Genomic DNA, 18084 nt, shown 5'->3' with positions numbered 1-18084 from the left:
CCATTCCCCTGGTGGCCAGAGCGCTAGTGTAGCGGCTCCCCGAGCGGGAATCTGCCTGCCAGAGCGGCCGAGTGACAACCGTGAGAGATCCATCCGCCCCTGTCGCCTGGGGCGGGTCGCTGTCGCTCAGTCCAGACCGCGGATGTCGCGCCCTTGAAAATGCGGAAGCCTCCACTGGAACGTCATCGCCAGCACGCGGAACAGGAAGCCGGCACAGAGCGTGGCAAGCGAGGCGATGGAGTTGCTGACGCCCAGCCACAACAGGCCGACGTAAAGCACGCCGGTAAACAGCGCCACGGTCGCATACAGCTCGCGCTGCAGCACCATTGGTACCTCATTGCAGAGGATGTCGCGCAGCAGTCCGCCGAATATGCCGGTAATCAAGCCGGCCAGCACGACGATCGTGGGGTGCGCGCCCATCTCCATCGCCACGCCGCAACCGATCACCGTGAAGGCCACCAGACCCAGGCCATCGACCAGCAAAAATACCTGGCGCAGGTGGTGCATGTGGCGCGCGACCATGGCGGTGACAATCGCCGCGCCGACCGTAAAGCCGAGGTATTCGGGGTTGGCGATCCAGCCAATCGGGTAATGCCCCAGCAGGACATCGCGCGCCGTGCCGCCGCCCAGCGCGGTGACGGTGCCCAGCAGGCAGATACCGAACAGGTCCATGCCACGACGCATGCCCATGATGGCGCCGGACATGGCTTCGGCCGTGATGGCGATCAGATAGATGATGTGCAGCAGCGTCACAGCGAGACTCCAAACGGGGCATAACAGTGAAAGGTGCGCCATTATGGGCCCGACCCGGGTTTAATCGACTCAGCTAAGTAAATTTAGGCTATACAAACATTTTCTTAAGCTGGAAGAAGCCACTTGAATCTCGATCCGAAGCAGACCGAAGCCTTCCGCGCTGTCATCAATACCGGCAGCTTCGAGCAGGCGGCCCTGCGCCTGCATTTGACCCCACCGGCGATTTCCCAACGGGTGCGTGCCTTGGAAAGTGCTCTGGGCAATGCGCTGGTGGTGCGTAGCCGGCCGTGCCGGCCAACCGAGACCGGCCAGCGGTTGTTGCAGTACCTCAAGCGTGCCACTTTGCTGGAAGCCGACCTGATGGCGGACCTCGCCGAGCGCAGCGATGCGCCGCTGGTGGTGGTCGCCGCGCTTAACGCCGACAGCCTGGGCACCTGGTTCTTTCCGGCGCTGGCCGACGTGCTGATCCGCGAGCGGGTGCTGCTGGATCTCACCATCGAGGACCAGGACCATACCTACAGCCTGCTGGAAACCGGCCTGGCGATCGGCTGCATCAGCACCGAACCCAAGCCCATGCGTGGTTGTACGGCCAAACCACTGGGCAGCATGCGTTATCGCCTGGTGGCATCCGCCGCGTTTCGCCAGCAGCACTTCGCCAATGGCCTGACCCGCAATGCCGCGCGCAAGGCGCCGGTAGTCGCCTACACGCGCAAGGACCGTCTCACCTCGTCGTTCCTGCTGCGCCAGCTGGGCCTGCCGGAAGGCGCCTATCCCTGCCATTACGTGCCAGGCTCAGAGCCACGTTTCAATGCGATTCGCTGTGGATTGGGCTATGGCATGGTGCCGGAGCTGCTGCTGCACAATGCGCTGAATCAGGGTGAGGTGGTCGATCTGGCCGCGGACACACCGCTGGATATTTCGCTGTATTGGCATACCTGGAAGGTGCAATCGCCACGGATGGAAAACCTGTCGCGGCAGATCGTCGAGGCCGCACCGAAAATTCTCGCCCGGCCTGAGGGGACGTAGTGCACGAGGCCGGTTGATCACCCCGCCAGCGCGCCCCTGGTTCGCGAGCAAGCTCGTGCCTACAAAACGGTCAGGCGCTAACCTCGGCAGCGTAGGAGCGAACTTGCTCGCGAAGAGATCCATGCAACGGGAAGTGCATTTCCGGAACTGCACAGGGCCCGGTAGTGAGGCACACTAGCGCCATGAATTCCCATCCCCCACATCCCGCCTGCTGCACGCCACTGCGGGATCACTGGCCGCTGCCGCTTGCCTTGTCGGGTGTGCAGTTGATCAGCACTCGCTTCGAACCGGACCTGCTCGACCCGGAGGATTTCGACCGCTGGGGCATTCCTGCCATGAGGGCGGTGAGCAAGCGCCAGACCGAATTTCTCGCCGGACGCATCTGCGCCTACGAAGCCCTGCGCAGGGTTACCGGCGTGCCGGGCATTCCGACGACCGCGGAAGACCGCTCGCCCTGCTGGCCGTCCGGAATAGTCGGCTCGATTACCCACGGCGCCGGCTGGGCCGCGGTGGTCGTGGCACGGAGCGATCAGTGGCGCGGACTTGGCCTCGATGTAGAGAAGATGCTGCCCGTCGCTCGGGCCGACCGGCTGGCCGCTGAGATTCTCACGCCGCGGGAGCTGGAAGGCTATGCCGGGCTCGATGACGCGCAGCGGGCAATGCGGGTGACGCTGACGTTTTCGATCAAGGAAAGCCTGTTCAAGGCGCTCTATCCGCTGGTGAAGACGCGCTTCTATTTTCAGGAGGCCGAACTGACCCACCACGACACAGACGGCAACGCGCGTCTGCGCCTGCTCAATGACCTCTCGGAAGAATGGAGAACCGGCGCAGAACTGGAAGGCCAGTTCGTGCAGTTCGACGATTACCTGCTCAGTCTGGTCAGCATTCCGGCCGCCTCAGAACGCGAACATCGTCGAAAACCCTCGCCCCCGGCTTGACGGCTGATGACGACCCACCCGGCAGGACATCGACGCCAATCGGTGCAACCCATCATCCGCATGTCGTTCTTTGCAGTCTCGATGAATCGATTCGCACCGATGCCTCAGAACTATCCCGACTGTTTGCGCGGCCAGACCAGGCTGAAGCGAGCGCCGCCCAGTTCGCTGTGGCCGATCTGCGAGCGGCCGCCGTGCCAGTAGGTGATCCGCCGGACAATGGACAGCCCGAGGCCATGCCCGCCAGAGGCGCGGGTGCGGCTGTCGTCCAGGCGCAGGAACGGCGCGAAGACCTTCTCCCACGCCTCCTCTGGCACGCCCGGGCCATCATCGTCGACGGCAAGCTGCGCCCGTTCGTTATCAATAGTGAAGCTCACCTGTACCCGCGTTTCAGCATGGCGCATGGCGTTGGTCACCAGATTGCTCAAGGCACGGCGAAGATAGTGCGGTTCGGCCTCGACAAGGCTGCCGCCGTCATCGAACGTCACGCAGGGCCCGCGCTCTACCCGTACGTCTGGCCGCAGGGGTGCCAGCTCACCAATGACCTGATCCACCAGCGCACGGAGGTCGACCCTCTGAAAGGTCAGTTCCGGCGAACCGCGCTCAAGACGCGTGTACACCAGCATCTCGTCCACCAGACGATCCAGGTCGTCGATGTCGCCGTCCATATCGTCGAGGTACCGGGTTCGCGCCTCCGGCGTTTGCGCCGAACCGGCCATTTCCAGCCCGAAGCGCAACCGCGCGACCGGCGTGCGCAGCTCATGAGCCACCGCACTGACCATTTCCCGCTGGACCGCCAGTAGGCGCTGCAGGTGGCTGGCCATGCCATTGAATGCCTTCGCCAGCCGCCCGACCGAATCCGTGCCGGCATCCGGCACGCGAGCTTCCAGATGCCCACCGGCGATACGCGTGGCGGCGCTTTCTACCTCACGCACACGTCGCTCCAGGTGACGCACCAGCAGGTAGACCATCAGCCCGATCAGCGACAGGCCGAGCACGCCGATCAGCACCAGCAATTGCGGCGGATAGGGATTTAACTGGTACAGCGGCCCCATGGACATGATCCAGGGCGTCCCGGCGATCGCCGCGAATACCCGAATGGCCTCGCCACCACCGACCAGCGCCATCACCGTGTCGCCTTCATCCAGCCGTCGGCGCTGATCGTCATCGAGGCTGGCACTGTTACGGGTCAGCAGTTCCAGTGGATAACCGAAACCGCGCACCTCCTTGAGTTCAGCCAGGCGCTGGGGTTGTTCATCTTCGGGATAGCGGATCAGCTCGTCGATCAGCAGATAGATGGTCGCGCGCGCCAGTTGCTCACTGAGCTGTTCGACCTCGCCGGTCAGCACCAGACGGTCCTCGGCGCTGACCAGGGAGAACACCGTAACGCTGTGCGGACGCATTTGCTCCACCAGCACCTGCCCATGCAGCAGCCGGGTCTCCAATCGGCTTTCCAGGCTGAGGTCTCCCAGCGTACGGACCCGCAGCGGTATGCCCAGCAAACGCCCCCAGAGATTGGCTGCCTGGCGCCGCTCGATCGGCGTCATGCTGCTCATGTTGTGCGCCATCAGGCGAAAGGTGCCGCCAGCGAGCGCCTCGCGGTGCCGGTCGGCACGCACCTCGTTGAGTAGATGCAGACCGCCGGCGCCCAGCAGCCCGACCAGCACCAACACGGCGAGCATGCCGCCGTAGATGCGCAGGAAGATTGAATTCACTGCAGCGCTTCAGCCGCTTCGGATACGAACAGATAGCCCTTGCCGCGCACCGTCTTGATCAATCGGGGATGATCCGGATCGTCGCCGATCTTCGGACGGATACGTGAAATACGCACGTCGATCGAGCGATCCTGGCCGTCGTATTCGATCCCACGCAGCTCGGTGAAGATATGTTCGCGGGACATGATGCGCCCGGGATTGGAGGTCAACAACCACAGCAAATCGAACTCCGCCCCGGTCAGCTCAATGCCCTCGCCTCGCAGCCAGGCCTCGCGCAGCGCGCTGTCGACCACCAGCGGGCCGTATTGCAACCGTTTGCTGCTCGTTGCCGTGGGCGTCTCCGCTCCTTCGCGCCGGCGCAGCAGCGCCCGAATGCGCGCCAGCAACAGCCGCGGCCGCACCGGCTTGCAAACGTAATCGTCTGCGCCGATTTCCAGGCCGAGCACCTGATCGAGATCGTCGGCGCGGGCGGTCAGCATCAGGATCGGCCCGTCATAGCGGTCTCGCACCTTGCGGCAGATGGACAGGCCGTCCTCGCCTGGCAGCATCAGATCGAGTACGACCAGATCGGGTCGCTCATTGATGATCCGCTCGGCTGCCTGAGCACCGTCCGCTTCGATCGTTACCTGCAAGCCATTGCTTTCGAGATATTCCCGGGTCAGCTCGGCCAACCGCTGATCATCTTCGACGATGAGAATTCGCCAAGCCTCTTGATCCATTTGCGCCTCCGCAACAGCACCGCCACGCCCGTCGAGGGGCGGGTCATTGTACTCAAGCAAACCCGCCAGACGAGCCCCTCGAAAGGACTTGCAAAAAACACAACATATAGTGTTAAGGGCCGTACCGAAATCGCGCTGCAAATCCTTGAAAATACTCGGTAGTTCGTCGGGTTGCGGTGCAGCCCTTTGCCACTGCGGTCTCGCCTCCGGAAACGGCCCTTCGCCCACAAATCGCCCACATGTTATCCACAGGTTGTTCATCCTGGGCGCCTTGCTTTAGCTCTGAGGCGCCACTATCGTGTCGCTCCTGGCCGTTTCAACCCTATATGTAGGGTGCAAACAGCCCAGCAGACACAAACGCCGAAAAAAGCAAGCAAAAAAGTTTTGCCTTGTTCTTTTGCCGGCCAACACCCCTTGGGTGCAGAAAATCTACCCCCGCAAGCCCCAGGCTTGCCTAGCCCGACGTTGATTTCGCTCAAGTCCAGCAATGGTGGAGCCGATGAGTACGTCACACTACATGTAGTGTTTTAGAGTTGTGATCTGCATGAGTCGTGACTATTCTTCGTGACATTCGATTCGCCGCCCTCGCGCGCGAGTCATCCCTTTTTTGGAACACCCATGCGCCCGCTCGCCGGGGCATGGTTCATGCAATACGAGACCGCGGGCCGCTGAAGAAAGGCCCTGACACCTAACGAGCTACCGAGACAGAGAGAATCCGGAGACCCCATGCAGAACGAGTCCATTCGCGAGAACCCGCAGGCAGCCGACAGCACGCTGGACCTGGCCGCCACTGCGCCGGGCCAGCTGCGCGTGATCAAGCGCAACGGTACTGTCGTCCCCTATACCGATGACAAGATCACCGTCGCCATCACCAAGGCGTTTCTCGCAGTGGAAGGCAACAATGCCTCCGCCTCGTCGCGCATCCATGACACCGTGGCCCGCCTGACCGAGCAAGTCACTGCCACGTTCAAGCGCCGCATGCCTTCCGGCGGCACCATCCATATCGAAGAAATCCAGGACCAGGTCGAACTGGCCCTGATGCGTTCCGGCGAGCAGAAAGTCGCCCGCGACTACGTGATCTACCGTGAATCCCGCAGCCAGGAGCGCAAGCGCGGCGCGGTCGACGCACCGGTTGAAGCCCACCCGAGCATTCGCATCAAGCGTGCCGACGGCAGCCTGGCACCGCTGGACCTGGGCCGTCTGAACACCATCATCACCGAAGCCTGCGAAGGCCTCGAAGAAGTCGATGGCGCGCTGATCCAGAAAGAAACCCTGAAGAACCTCTACGACGGTGTCGAGCAGACCGACGTCAACACCGCCCTGGTGATGACCGCCCGCACCCTGGTCGAGCGTGAGCCGAACTACTCCTACGTCACCGCTCGCCTGCTGATGGACACCCTGCGCGCCGAAGCCCTGAGCTTCCTGGAAGTCGCCGAATCGGCCACCCATCACGAAATGGCTGACCTCTACGCCGAGGCCCTGCCGGCCTACGTGGAAAAAGGCGTGCAATTCGAATTGCTCGACCCGCGCCTGAAGGAATACGACCTGGCCAAGCTGGGCGCCGCCATCAACCACGAGCAGGATCAGCAGTTCACCTACCTGGGCCTGCAGACCCTCTACGACCGTTACTTCATCCACAAGGATGGCGTGCGTTTCGAGCTGCCGCAGATCTTCTTCATGCGCGTCGCCATGGGCCTGGCCATCGAGGAAGAACAGCGCGAAGCCCGCGCCATCGAGTTCTACAACCTGCTGTCGTCCTTCGACTACATGGCCTCCACGCCGACCCTGTTCAACGCTGGCACCCTGCGTCCGCAGCTGTCCTCGTGCTACCTGACTACCGTGCCGGACGACCTGGGCGGCATCTACGACGCCATCCGCGATAACGCTCTGCTCTCCAAGTTCGCTGGCGGCCTGGGCAACGACTGGACCCCGGTGCGTGCACTGGGCGCCTACATCAAGGGCACCAACGGCAAATCCCAGGGCGTCGTGCCCTTCCTGAAAGTGGTCAACGACACCGCCGTCGCGGTCAACCAGGGCGGCAAGCGCAAGGGCGCGGTCTGCGCCTATCTGGAAACCTGGCACCTGGACATCGAGGAATTCCTCGAGCTGCGCAAGAACACCGGTGACGACCGTCGCCGTACCCACGACATGAACACCGCCAACTGGATTCCGGACCTGTTCATGAAGCGCGTCTTCGACGACGGCAAGTGGACCCTGTTCTCGCCAAGCGAAGTACCCGACCTGCACGACCTCACCGGCAAGGCCTTCGAGGAGCGCTACGAGTACTACGAAGCCCTGATCGAATACGGCAAGATCAAGAACTACAAGACCCTGCAGGCCAAAGACCTGTGGCGCAAGATGCTCTCCATGCTGTTCGAAACCGGCCACCCATGGCTGACCTTCAAGGACCCGTGCAACCTGCGCAGCCCGCAGCAGCACGTCGGCGTGGTGCACAGCTCCAACCTCTGCACCGAGATCACGCTGAACACCAACAAGGACGAGATCGCCGTCTGCAACCTGGGCTCGATCAACCTGCCGCGCCACATCGTCGACGGCAAGCTCGACACCGCCAAGCTGGAGCGCACCGTGCGCACCGCCGTGCGCATGCTCGATAACGTCATCGACATCAACTACTACTCGGTGCCGCAGGCGCGCAACTCCAACCTCAAGCACCGCCCCGTGGGCCTGGGCGTCATGGGCTTCCAGGACGCGCTGTACCTGCAGCACATCCCCTACGGTTCCGACGCCGCCATCGACTTCGCCGACAAGTCCATGGAAGCGGTCAGCTACTACGCCATCCAGGCTTCCTGTGACCTGGCCGACGAGCGCGGTGCCTACGAGACCTTCCAGGGTTCGTTGTGGAGCCAGGGCATCCTGCCGCTGGATTCGCAGCAGATCCTCATCGAAGCGCGTGGCCAGAAGTACATCGACGTCGACCTGACCGAGTCCCTGGACTGGGCCCCGGTGCGTGCCCGCGTCAAGAACGGCATCCGTAACTCGAACATCATGGCCATCGCCCCGACCGCGACCATCGCCAACATCACCGGCGTGTCGCAGTCCATCGAGCCGACCTACCAGAACCTGTACGTGAAATCGAACCTCTCGGGCGAGTTCACCGTGATCAACCCCTACCTGGTTCGCGACCTCAAGGCGCGCGGCCTGTGGGATGCGGTCATGATCAACGACCTCAAGTACTACGACGGTTCCGTGCAGCAGATCGAGCGCATTCCGCAGGAGTTGAAAGACCTCTACGCGACCGCCTTCGAAGTGGAAACCAAGTGGATCGTCGACGCCGCCAGCCGCCGCCAGAAGTGGATCGACCAGGCCCAGTCGCTGAACCTCTACATTGCCGGCGCCAGCGGCAAGAAGCTGGACGTGACCTACCGCATGGCCTGGTACCGTGGTCTGAAAACCACCTACTACCTCCGTGCCCTGGCCGCGACCAGCACCGAGAAGTCCACCGTCAACACCGGCAAGCTCAACGCAGTCTCCAACGGTAGCGGCGACGGCTTCAGCAACGCCCCGGCCAAAGCAGCCCCGGCACCTGAAATGTCCGCCGGCCCAGCACCGGTCCCAAAAGCCTGTGCGATTGATGAACCAGACTGCGAAGCCTGCCAATAAGTAGTTAAGGAAGTCGCGGTCCCCAGAGCGGACCGCGCGTTGTTGCCCGGCAGGCCGGCCCCCATCACGTACATGCGTACGCTCAGGGGCTCCGTCCCGCCAGGCGCCTAGCGCTGCCTCGCCCTGGAAACCGCTTGCACCGAGCCGCCGCTGCGTCCGCTTTTGCTTTTCGTAGGACGAGGGGGACGCCTAGTCCTTGCTCGCGATTGAGTCACCTGTAGGAGCGAGCTTGCTCGCGATCCGCCGCCGCTCCGATCCATCGGATAACACCGCGGCGGCACCGGGCACCCACCGCCCATTAATTTTTTTCCGCTTTTGCGCGCAAACCAAAAGCCACCCAAACACTTCCGACCGGCCACGACCGGTCCCCAATCAGGAGAAACCGCCATGCTGAGCTGGGACGAATTCGACGAAGAAGACACCACCGCCACGTCGGCTGCACCGCAAGCCGCTGCCGCAAATACTGACGTGCCGGCCAAGCTCGACCAGGACGCCGCCGGCTCCGTCGAAGAAGCCCGCGCCGTCGCCTCTGACGACTCCGCGGCCGTCGCCCGCGCCAAGAAAGCCCTGGACGACCTCGACATCCAGGAAGGCCTGGACGACCTCGAAGGCGCCTCCGCCCGCGTTCACGTCGGCGACAAGCAGATGATCAACGCCCGCGCCGACCTCAACCAGCTCGTACCCTTCAAGTACGACTGGGCCTGGCAGAAGTATCTGGATGGTTGCGCCAACCATTGGATGCCGCAGGAAGTGAACATGAACGCCGACATCGCCCTGTGGAAGACGCCGGACGGCCTCTCCGAAGACGAGCGCCGCATCGTCAAGCGCAACCTCGGCTTCTTCTCCACCGCCGACAGCCTGGTCGCCAACAACCTCGTGCTGGCCGTGTACCGCCTGATCACCAACCCCGAGTGCCGCCAGTACATCCTGCGCCAGGCCTTCGAAGAGGCGATCCACACCCACGCCTACCAGTACTGCATCGAATCGCTGGGCATGGATGAAGGCGAGATCTTCAACATGTACCACGAGATCCCGAGCGTCGCGAAGAAGGCCTCCTGGGGCCTCAAGTACACCCGCTCCATCTCCGACCCGACCTTCCAGACCGGCACCGTCGAGACGGATAAAGAGTTCCTGCGCAACCTCATCGCCTACTACTGCGTACTCGAAGGCATCTTCTTCTACTGCGGCTTCACCCAGATCCTCTCCATGGGCCGCCGCAACAAGATGACCGGCACCGCCGAGCAGTTCCAATACATCCTGCGCGACGAGTCCATGCACCTGAACTTCGGCATCGACGTGATCAACCAGATCAAGATCGAAAACCCGCACCTGTGGGACGCCGCTATGAAGGACGAAGCGACCCAGATGATCCTCCAGGGTACGCAGCTCGAAATCGAATACGCCCGCGACACCATGCCCCGCGGCGTGCTCGGCATGAACGCCTCGATGATGGAGGACTACCTCAAGTTCATCGCCAACCGTCGTCTGACGCAGATTGGCTTGAAGGAAGAGTACCCAGGCACCACCAACCCGTTCCCGTGGATGAGCGAGATCATGGACTTGAAGAAGGAGAAGAACTTCTTTGAGACGCGGGTTATTGAGTATCAGACGGGTGGGGCTTTGAGCTGGGATTGACTTTCTCCACTGAGAAGACGGATCTATAAAGCGAAAAGCCCCGCCTTCAGCGGGGCTTTTCGCATACAGTCTTTGTAAGGATCGTTGAGACTCGTATGCAAGAATATGATTTTAAAGCGTTAAATGACAAAGAGTTCGAAGCTTTATGTGTTGATCTAATAGGCTCCCAGCTAGGCAAACGTTTCGAGCGCTTCAAACCAGGCCGAGACTCCGGCGTTGACGGAAGATTTTTTACCGCACCAACAGAAGAGATGATAATTCAATGCAAACATTGGGCAAATACGCCTATAGAGCAACTGATTAGACATCTCCGAACCAAAGAATTATCAAAAGTAGAAAAACTGAATCCCACCCGTTATTTCTTGGCAGTCTCCAATCCATTATCAAGAGCAGACAAAAAACTTTTACAAACTGCGCTGGCCCCGCACATCACAAATGACAGCGACATTTTTGGAAGAGAAGATTTAAACGATCTCCTCTCTAAAAATAGCGAGATCGAACTCAGGCACTACAAGCTTTGGATCAGCAGTACTACTGTCTTAAAACACCTACTAAATAAAGCAATAGCAGATAGAAGCTCTTTCGCATTAGAAGAAGCACTTGCTAACTCTCAAATATATGTTTTGACATCCAATCACCAAAATGCCATTCGGAAACTTGAAGAGCTAGGCACTGTTATAATAACAGGCGAGCCCGGGATCGGAAAAACCACTCTCGCTGAACAGCTATGTCTAAGTTACGCAACTCAAGACTTTGAAGTAATAAAGATATCAGATGAGATCAGAGAAGCCGAGTCGTTATTCGAAATAGAAAAAAAACAAGCTTTCTATTTCGACGACTTTCTTGGAAGAAATTATCTTGAAGCCCTGTCTGGCCACGAAGGCAGCCATATCGTTAACTTCATGCGAAGAATATCCAAAGACAAGAGCTCAAAAAGATTCATATTAACTTCAAGAAGCACCATCCTGAACCAAGGGAAGATATTAATTGACTTGTTCAAAAGCCAAAATATCGACAAGAATGAATACGAACTATCAGCAAGCCAACTGACAGAAATAGACAAGGCAAAAATACTATACAACCACATGTGGCATTCCGGAATAAGCGCCGAGCACATGGATGAAATATACTTAGACAAACGCTACCGAACAATAATTAGCCATCGCAATTTCAATCCCCGCCTCATTAGGTTCATTCTCGATCCAGAAAGAATAACCCACGTCCCCGCCTCGGAATATTGGACTTATATAACTAAAACACTTCGAGATCCAATCGATGTCTGGGAGAACCCTTTTAACGCGCAACAAGACGATTTCTCTAGAGCTTTGACTCTCATAGTTTCCCTGAATGGAAGAGCAGTTTCTGAAGCTGATCTATCAGAAGCATATTCTCGATACATATCTTTACCGGAGAATTCAAGCCTAAGCGGCCGCAGAGACTTTGTGACAAATACCAGGCATTTAACCGGCTCGCTGCTCAATAGAATTATAAAACCTAAAACCAGCGACGTTTTTTTTGACCTATTCAACCCTTCGCTAGGCGACTATCTATTAAAAAGATACTCGCACGATACTCCAACGCTACGATCGGCTTTCATTTGCCTTAGATCTAACTCATCACTTTCAACTCTAGAAAACCTAGCCTCAAACAAAATAATTTCCGCCTCTACGCACCAAAGCATCCGACTAGAAATACTGCGCCATGCATCGCGACTAGACTTTGCTGGTTATCACCCGGAATATATTGCCAACGCAGTGGTAAATATAGCCGATCATGCTGTCACCCATAACGTTTCGGCGGTACTGGATAGAGCAATAGCTTTTGTCTGCTCAGAACCAACACCTACATACTTCGAGTTCACGGCTCTCGCTTTCAAGCTAGCTTTACCAAAAAAAATTATTACCACTGAGAGGGCGATTGAGTTCGTAATCGAAGCGTGTGATAAATCACCGACTATCGATGAGCTCGGAAGCTTGCTGTCCATGTACAAAGAACTGCCTAATGACACCCCTGTGGATGTGCTGCGCTGTCATCTAGAGGAAGCAATCATTGCTTACTTCGAAGAACATGCGCACGATGAATTTGAAGACAGCAGGGTTTTCGGCCATCAAGGCTATATAGACATTCAATCCGCAGAAGAAAATCTCTCGACAATTATAGTAGAGAAATTCGCTGAGTTAGGAATTGACTGGGACATAGACCACTCATCCATAACCGATGCCTATGATGTATTCTCACGAAGGGATAATTACTTTTCTCCCGACGAACAAAATTATTCCAGAAATTATCCAAGGCAACACAGCTACATCGACGAAATAGACGACTTGTTTGCCCGCAACTGAGCGACAAGGGAACAGCGAGGTAGCCTGGAAGAGGCGCGTGGAAAAGGCTCCGCCGTTTCCCACCCTACGCTCCGGCAACGTCGATGCGTCGACGGTGTGGGCGGGTGAGATGGCGTAGGGTGGATAACGTTTTCTTATCCACCAATACGGACTTACCGCCAACACAACGCTCAAGGATGAGCCGCATGTCCCGATACCGCCGCGCCCAAGTGCCGGGCGCAACCTATTTCTTCACGATCAACTTGCGTAATCGCCGAAGCGATCTTCTTGTCCGTCACATCGACCTTCTCCGCGAGACGGTGCGGGCCACCAGGGAACGCCACCCGTTTCATATCGATGCCTGGGTTGTCCTTCCGGATCACATGCATTGCGTCTGGACGCTGCCGGAAGGCGACGCTGATTTCGCGCTACGCTGGAAGGTCATCAAATTCGCCTTCGCCAGACGCCTGCCAAAAACCGAGGTACTGACCGCAACGCAACGATCCCGTGGTGAGCGAGGGATCTGGCAACGGCGCTATTGGGAGCATCTGATTCGTGACGAACGCGATTACCGCCATCACGTCGACTATGTCCACCTAAATCCGCTGAAGCATGGTTGGGTTACCCGCGTCGCCGATTGGCCCTACTCCAGCTTTCATCGTGCCGTCAGGGCTGGGGTTTATCCCAGCGACTGGGGCGGGGAAAAGCTGCCTGCTCCAATGCCTTAAGCACAAGCCCATATGCTGTGACCCAAGGTAAGAACTAACGCATTCCGCGCGATGTATATTGCAGCGCTCCGCGCGCTCCCGTAGCGTGGCCGCCTTCGAATCGGCTTCAAGGATGACGTGATGCAACAGCGATGGATCGACCAGCCAGCGTCAGATGAAGAGGTGTTTGACCGCTTTCTTGAATCATCCAGCGCGTTCCTCAATCGGCATATATCGATCATTCTCAAGGCCGGGCCACCACTGTTCGGCTTCGCGATATTTGTCTTTCTATTTCTACCGTCATCAGTTTTATCCGAGCTTCGATCTTTTCCAATTTTCCTCGCTATTGATCGCCGCGGCCGCTATTGGATTCACGATTATCGGCTTGCTTGTCTTGGCCTTGTTTAGTCCAGGCATATGGATCTATTACCAATTTCTCCAGCACAAGCAGGTCAAAGGCGATCTCAAGTACTCACTGCCGTATCTGGAAGACCGTCGAGGTTGGTGGGTTCTAAAACTAGGAAGCCTGGTTTTTTGGGGGCCGTTCATAGCTTGCACGTTAGGCCTGATGGCCATGCTAATCCTGGCGCCATCACTATTCCCGTTATCAGTCGTTCTGGTCCCGATAGTGGTAACACTTTTGTTTGGCCTGATCATCCAAATCGTCTTCGAACTGAAGCCGTTCAGCTTTCTTCGATACATGTGGGCAGCAGACATTGGGGTGATGATTGCAGGCCTTCTGACGACCTTTACGCTCGGTCAATCCGCTCCGATCATTGGAGGCTTTGAGATCGGCGTGTGGAAATGGGCAATCTACGTAGCCGTAGTTTTAGTCGTTCCGCTCATAGCAGCTTTGTGCGCGTTCGTTTTCGTTGCGGGTTGGAACGCAGCCCTGCACTTCTCCATTTTCTTCGCACTGCTGATTGCGCTCTACAGCGGTCTGCTAACTACTTTGCCCGAGAAGACGGTACGTGCACTGGGGCTGGGTAACTTTCAAGCCGAAGCGATTCTCTTGGACCGGGACTACTGTGACGAGCAAGTGGAGCACCTGCCCTTGGATGCAGCCTGTGCGATGAATGACATCCACGTCATATGGGCCCTTGGCGAGACATTGATACTGCGGCGCGACGACGGTCGCGTTATACAGATTCCCTCCAGGTTCGTTCGGGCAATAATCAAACCAGCGGACTAACGAGAAAGAGGGGACAGATTTATTTTCCTGCTCCCTTCCCGCTCACGTTTTCCTCGACCCGACTAACAGGTTAAGCACCGCTCGGACCCCTGGAGCAATAAGGGAACCCGCCCAAGCCGGGCGGGTTATCTGGGACAAAATCTCTCCAGCCATCCTCAGGGAAAGTCGGCCGGCTCAGCCTCGTGGGCCTTGTGCAGCAGCTCAATGAACGGTCTTGCCTCGTCAATGGTATGGGAGGCAATAGCGGTAACTGGAATCCCCGGCGTCCATGAGTTCATCACCGCTGCACCGGAGAGTTCTTTCAGGTGTTCAAGCGTGATCAACTCGTGGCGCTGCGGCACATCCAGGCGTGCAAGTTGACGCTGAACCATGCCCATCATGGTGCCTTTCAGCATTTCGACCCTGGGCCAGATCACCGTTTCGCCATCCCAAAACACCAGGTTCCAGATGGTGGCCTTACTCAGATGCCCGCGATCATCGAGAAATGCCGCATCGTCAAAGCCCTGCCGTATGGCCTGGTTCTGGATCGAGGCCGATACATTCCGCTCTAACACGACGTGAGTCAAAAAATGCTCGACTTCGGCCGCTCCCATCTCCGCAGGATGGCGACGCTTGCGAAAGCGAACAAACGCCCTAGCCCATTGAACATAAGCGGATTCTCGAAACTGCACTTTTAGCTGATTGGTCGTTACAGAAACCTAGCCTGCTCGTCGATAAAGTTCCTGAGCCAACACTGAGCAGGATGAGAATCACTGCGTCTATGCCAGATGAGGTCGAATACGACCTCGGGCAGCTGGACCGGGGGCGGAAATAACATCAGTTCTTGCCCAGCCGGCGAGTAGCGAGCAACCCGCTTCAATACCGTGGCCGACATGCTGGTTCGCGCCACGATCGCCGGTACGGCAAACATCTGTGGGAGCGTCAGTCCGAGCTTGCGTTTCCTGCCCTGCTGCGCGAGCGCTTGATCGACAAGGCCGTATAACTCCCCTTCGGGAGACACGAGAACGTGCGGTAGATCTAGATAGTTTCTCAGGGTCATCCCATGCCTGGCAGCCGGGTGACCGCTGGAGACAATCGTGACGAACTCGTCCCTGAGTAACCGACGCGTTAGTATCCGGCCATCGGCCTGTGTTGGCGGCACGCCGATGGCCGCGTCGATCACGCCTGCATCCAACAGATCGACAGCGTGATCTCGGTCCGTGAACGCATGTACGTTCAAAGACACTCCGGGCGCTATCTCCGCAAGCGCTTGCAGCAGCAAGGGCAGCAGCACGAAGGCCGGGTAGTCCGATAGCCCCAGTTTGAACGTCAACGCTGCCTTTCCGGGTAAAAACGTGGGCTTCTCCACGAGCGTGGATTCGATCTGTAGCAAGGCTTGCGCGATCGGTTCGGCCAGATCCCTTGCGCGCGGGGTGGGCAGCAAGCCTTTGGCGCTACGCAGGAATAGCGGGTCACCGAAGAGCTTTCGCAACCTCGACAACGCCGCACTCATGGCGGGCTGGCTCACGCCAACTTGGACAGCAGCGCGACTCACGTTTCGCTCGCTCATCAAGGCGTCGAAGGCCACCAGCAAGTTTAGGTCAATGCCGTGAAAATTCATAAATCAAATATGCATTTATATCGATTATTTGTTAGACGGATTTTACCAACAACGACACGATGCCACTATCCGCATCACCCAGTGAGCACCGACCATGAATACATCCGGCATTAACGTCTCCGACCGACTCCGCGTTGAGCGACTAGCAGTGGAAACCTTCTATCGCGCGTTCAGTGACAAAAATCCCGATTTGGTGGATGAAGTCCTCGCGCCTGCATGGGATGACATTCCGCTGGCGCCGGGCCAAGGGCCTGGGCCGGAAGGTATCAAGTCCATCATCCGCAGTGTCATCCATGCGTTTCCGGACGTAGAGGTCACCGTCCACGACATGGTTCAGGAGCCCGGACGGACTGCCGTGCGCGCCGAAATCAGCGGCACGCATCAGGGTGAACTCTTCCGCATCGCACCCACCGGCAAGAAGGTGAGCTTTCGCCTGCACGAGTTTCACTCCCTCGACGGAGGGCGCATCACCACCACATGGCATTTGGAGGACTGGTTCGGCCTTTTCCTCCAGCTCAACCAATTCCCGCCACAGGCCTGATCTGGATTTCCCAGGACAATCGGAAACCTCCGCCGGATATGTGCCTACAGCTCACTCCAAAAACTAAAGGAGTCCTTATTTTGAAACCGATTTTTCCAGTGCTGCTTGCTGTGGCACTCGCGGCAAGTCCTGACAAAGCCTCGGCGGAGTTAAATGCAGAAGCGGGCACATCGTTTCGCTGGTCACGTGCAGCCGACGCGTCCCTAGCGCGCCAGGAAATCTATCCAGCCGTGTTGAATAGCAATGTCTATGTCGCAGGCGGTGTACTGACTCCTCCAACGGGCTTCTCGGCGCACTTCGAAGCATATGACGTAAAGTCGGACCGTTGGACCCCGCTGACGCCGCTGCCCGAGGCGCGGCACCACATTGCCCTTGCCGAAGCCGGAGGGCTGATCTATGGCGTTGGGGGATTCTCCGGCGGATTTCCCTTCTGGTACGCGCAGGCCACCGTGTTTGTCTACGACCCCCGCGCCGACCGCTGGTCCACGGGCCCAGCCTTGCCGGTGGCGCGTGCCGAAGGCGTGGTGGCGAACGTGAATGGAAAAATCTATGCGATTGGCGGGCGTGCCGCTGCAACGCCTGGTGCCTCGCATTTCAATGACCATGCTGATACGGCTCGCGCGGACGTGCTGAATCCACTGACCGGCCAATGGACCCGAACCGCAGACGCGCCCAGCGCCCGAAATAGCGCCGCTGCTGCTGTCATCGACGCCAAAATCTACGTCGTCGGCGGGCGCCAGGCATTGAAGGAGCCAGATGGCAGTCTGCGCCAGGTGAACGTGGCAACCTTGGAAGTCTACGACCCTGCCAGCGACCATTGGGAGGTCAAAGCACCGATGCCTCAGGCCCGAGGCGGCCTGGCAGCTGCAGCGCATGGAGGACGGTTGTACGTCTTCGGTGGGGAACAGTGGGTGCCAGACAAGAAGGTGTTCGCCGAAGCCTGGGCTTACGACCCGGGTGAGGACAAATGGTCGGAGCTTCCCCCTCTGCCTACGCCGCGGCATGGACTCGGTGCCGCGACGGTAGATGACCGAATCTTCTTGATCGGTGGGGGCGAGAAAGTCGGCGGCGCTCAGGCCAGCCGCGTCCATGAAGTGCTTGTAATCCCGGCTCGATAAAAACCTGCTCATGTGCATTAGGAATAACATTAAGAGTGCTCGTATCATCACTGGAAAAGGGGACAGATTTATTTTCCTGTCCTCTTTCCGCTCACGTTTTCCTCGACCCGACTAACAGGTTAAGCAGCGCTCGGTGCCCCTCGAGCAACGAGGGAACCCGCCAAAGCCGGCGGGATATCAGGGGGCAATGTCTCCAGCCAT

General features: G+C 58.3%; 14 protein-coding genes. 9 read left to right on the top strand and 5 right to left on the bottom strand.

Features of this window, described 5'->3' with window-relative positions; translation table 11 throughout:
- Nucleotides 1-126: 126 nt before the first annotated feature.
- A complete protein-coding gene (locus tag DQ405_RS10460; protein ID WP_168424164.1) occupies nt 127-753 on the bottom strand; it encodes a TRIC cation channel family protein in 627 nt (208 codons plus the stop codon).
- 123 nt (nt 754-876) lie between these two features.
- On the opposite strand from DQ405_RS10460, the gene DQ405_RS10455 reads away from it, so the two are divergent.
- Both DQ405_RS10455 and DQ405_RS10450 read left to right on the top strand, forming a co-directional pair.
- Nucleotides 877-1779, top strand: a complete 903-nt coding sequence (locus DQ405_RS10455; protein WP_168424163.1) for an HTH-type transcriptional regulator ArgP — start codon at nt 877-879, stop codon at nt 1777-1779.
- 182 nt (nt 1780-1961) lie between these two features.
- The gene (locus DQ405_RS10450; RefSeq protein ID WP_168424162.1) at nt 1962-2717 is read left to right on the top strand and encodes a 4'-phosphopantetheinyl transferase family protein; all 756 of its coding nucleotides are present in this window, start codon (nt 1962-1964) and stop codon (nt 2715-2717) included.
- A 110-nt stretch (nt 2718-2827) separates the two neighbouring features.
- Here DQ405_RS10450 and DQ405_RS10445 read toward each other — a convergent pair whose 3' ends face one another.
- Together DQ405_RS10445 and DQ405_RS10440 are read right to left on the bottom strand one after the other, a co-directional pair.
- Nucleotides 2828-4429 (bottom strand): ATP-binding protein, encoded by a 1602-nt coding sequence (locus DQ405_RS10445; RefSeq protein ID WP_168424161.1) that lies wholly within the window; start codon nt 4427-4429, stop codon nt 2828-2830.
- On the bottom strand, nt 4426-5148 hold the full coding sequence (locus tag DQ405_RS10440) for a response regulator (RefSeq protein WP_168424160.1): 723 nt from the start codon (nt 5146-5148) through the stop codon (nt 4426-4428). Before DQ405_RS10440 ends, DQ405_RS10445 begins: the two co-directional genes overlap by 4 nt.
- A gap of 726 nt (nt 5149-5874) precedes the next feature.
- On the opposite strand from DQ405_RS10440, the gene DQ405_RS10435 reads away from it, so the two are divergent.
- The 5 genes from DQ405_RS10435 to DQ405_RS10415 all read left to right on the top strand — a co-directional run bounded on the left by DQ405_RS10435 (nt 5875) and on the right by DQ405_RS10415 (nt 14624).
- Entirely contained in the window at nt 5875-8769 is a 2895-nt protein-coding gene (locus DQ405_RS10435; RefSeq protein ID WP_168424159.1) for a ribonucleoside-diphosphate reductase subunit alpha, read from the top strand.
- Nucleotides 8770-9156: 387 nt separating this feature from the next.
- Nucleotides 9157-10404, top strand: coding sequence for a ribonucleotide-diphosphate reductase subunit beta (locus DQ405_RS10430; protein ID WP_168424158.1), 1248 nt, complete (start codon nt 9157-9159; stop codon nt 10402-10404).
- A 95-nt stretch (nt 10405-10499) separates the two neighbouring features.
- Complete coding sequence (locus tag DQ405_RS10425) at nt 10500-12746, top strand: nSTAND3 domain-containing NTPase (protein WP_168424157.1); 2247 nt, start codon at nt 10500-10502, stop codon at nt 12744-12746.
- Nucleotides 12747-12931: 185 nt separating this feature from the next.
- The gene (locus DQ405_RS10420) at nt 12932-13453 is read left to right on the top strand and encodes an REP-associated tyrosine transposase (RefSeq protein ID WP_168424156.1); all 522 of its coding nucleotides are present in this window, start codon (nt 12932-12934) and stop codon (nt 13451-13453) included.
- 259 nt (nt 13454-13712) lie between these two features.
- Complete coding sequence (locus DQ405_RS10415; protein ID WP_168424155.1) at nt 13713-14624, top strand: hypothetical protein; 912 nt, start codon at nt 13713-13715, stop codon at nt 14622-14624.
- A gap of 155 nt (nt 14625-14779) precedes the next feature.
- Here DQ405_RS10415 and DQ405_RS10410 read toward each other — a convergent pair whose 3' ends face one another.
- Complete coding sequence (locus tag DQ405_RS10410) at nt 14780-15295, bottom strand: aminotransferase class IV (RefSeq protein WP_168424154.1); 516 nt, start codon at nt 15293-15295, stop codon at nt 14780-14782.
- A 17-nt stretch (nt 15296-15312) separates the two neighbouring features.
- Nucleotides 15313-16224, bottom strand: coding sequence for a LysR family transcriptional regulator (locus DQ405_RS10405; RefSeq protein ID WP_168424153.1), 912 nt, complete (start codon nt 16222-16224; stop codon nt 15313-15315).
- Nucleotides 16225-16318: 94 nt separating this feature from the next.
- Here DQ405_RS10405 and DQ405_RS10400 point away from each other — a divergent pair, with 94 nt between their 5' ends.
- Together DQ405_RS10400 and DQ405_RS10395 are read left to right on the top strand one after the other, a co-directional pair.
- Nucleotides 16319-16765: an ester cyclase gene (locus DQ405_RS10400; protein WP_168424152.1), complete on the top strand. Its 447-nt coding sequence runs from the start codon at nt 16319-16321 to the stop codon at nt 16763-16765.
- An 80-nt stretch (nt 16766-16845) separates the two neighbouring features.
- The gene (locus DQ405_RS10395) at nt 16846-17883 is read left to right on the top strand and encodes a Kelch repeat-containing protein (RefSeq protein ID WP_206678903.1); all 1038 of its coding nucleotides are present in this window, start codon (nt 16846-16848) and stop codon (nt 17881-17883) included.
- The last annotated feature ends 201 nt before the right edge of the window (nt 17884-18084 follow it).

It is taken from the genome of Pseudomonas sp. SST3, from assembly GCF_003325755.1.
The sequence above is the reverse complement of the archived record's forward strand: the minus strand, read 5'-3'. Positions and strand labels throughout refer to the sequence as shown.

Excerpts from the sequence above, each read along its gene's own strand:
- DQ405_RS10450 (WP_168424162.1), top strand. The coding sequence starts at position 1,962 with ATGAATTCCCATCCCCCACATCCCGCCTGCTGCACGCCACTGCGGGAT.
- DQ405_RS10440 (WP_168424160.1), bottom strand. The coding sequence starts at position 5,148 with ATGGATCAAGAGGCTTGGCGAATTCTCATCGTCGAAGATGATCAGCGG.
- DQ405_RS10435 (WP_168424159.1), top strand. The coding sequence starts at position 5,875 with ATGCAGAACGAGTCCATTCGCGAGAACCCGCAGGCAGCCGACAGCACG.
- DQ405_RS10430 (WP_168424158.1), top strand. The coding sequence starts at position 9,157 with ATGCTGAGCTGGGACGAATTCGACGAAGAAGACACCACCGCCACGTCG.
- DQ405_RS10425 (WP_168424157.1), top strand. The coding sequence starts at position 10,500 with ATGCAAGAATATGATTTTAAAGCGTTAAATGACAAAGAGTTCGAAGCT.
- DQ405_RS10420 (WP_168424156.1), top strand. The coding sequence starts at position 12,932 with ATGTCCCGATACCGCCGCGCCCAAGTGCCGGGCGCAACCTATTTCTTC.
- DQ405_RS10405 (WP_168424153.1), bottom strand. The coding sequence starts at position 16,224 with ATGAATTTTCACGGCATTGACCTAAACTTGCTGGTGGCCTTCGACGCC.
- DQ405_RS10400 (WP_168424152.1), top strand. The coding sequence starts at position 16,319 with ATGAATACATCCGGCATTAACGTCTCCGACCGACTCCGCGTTGAGCGA.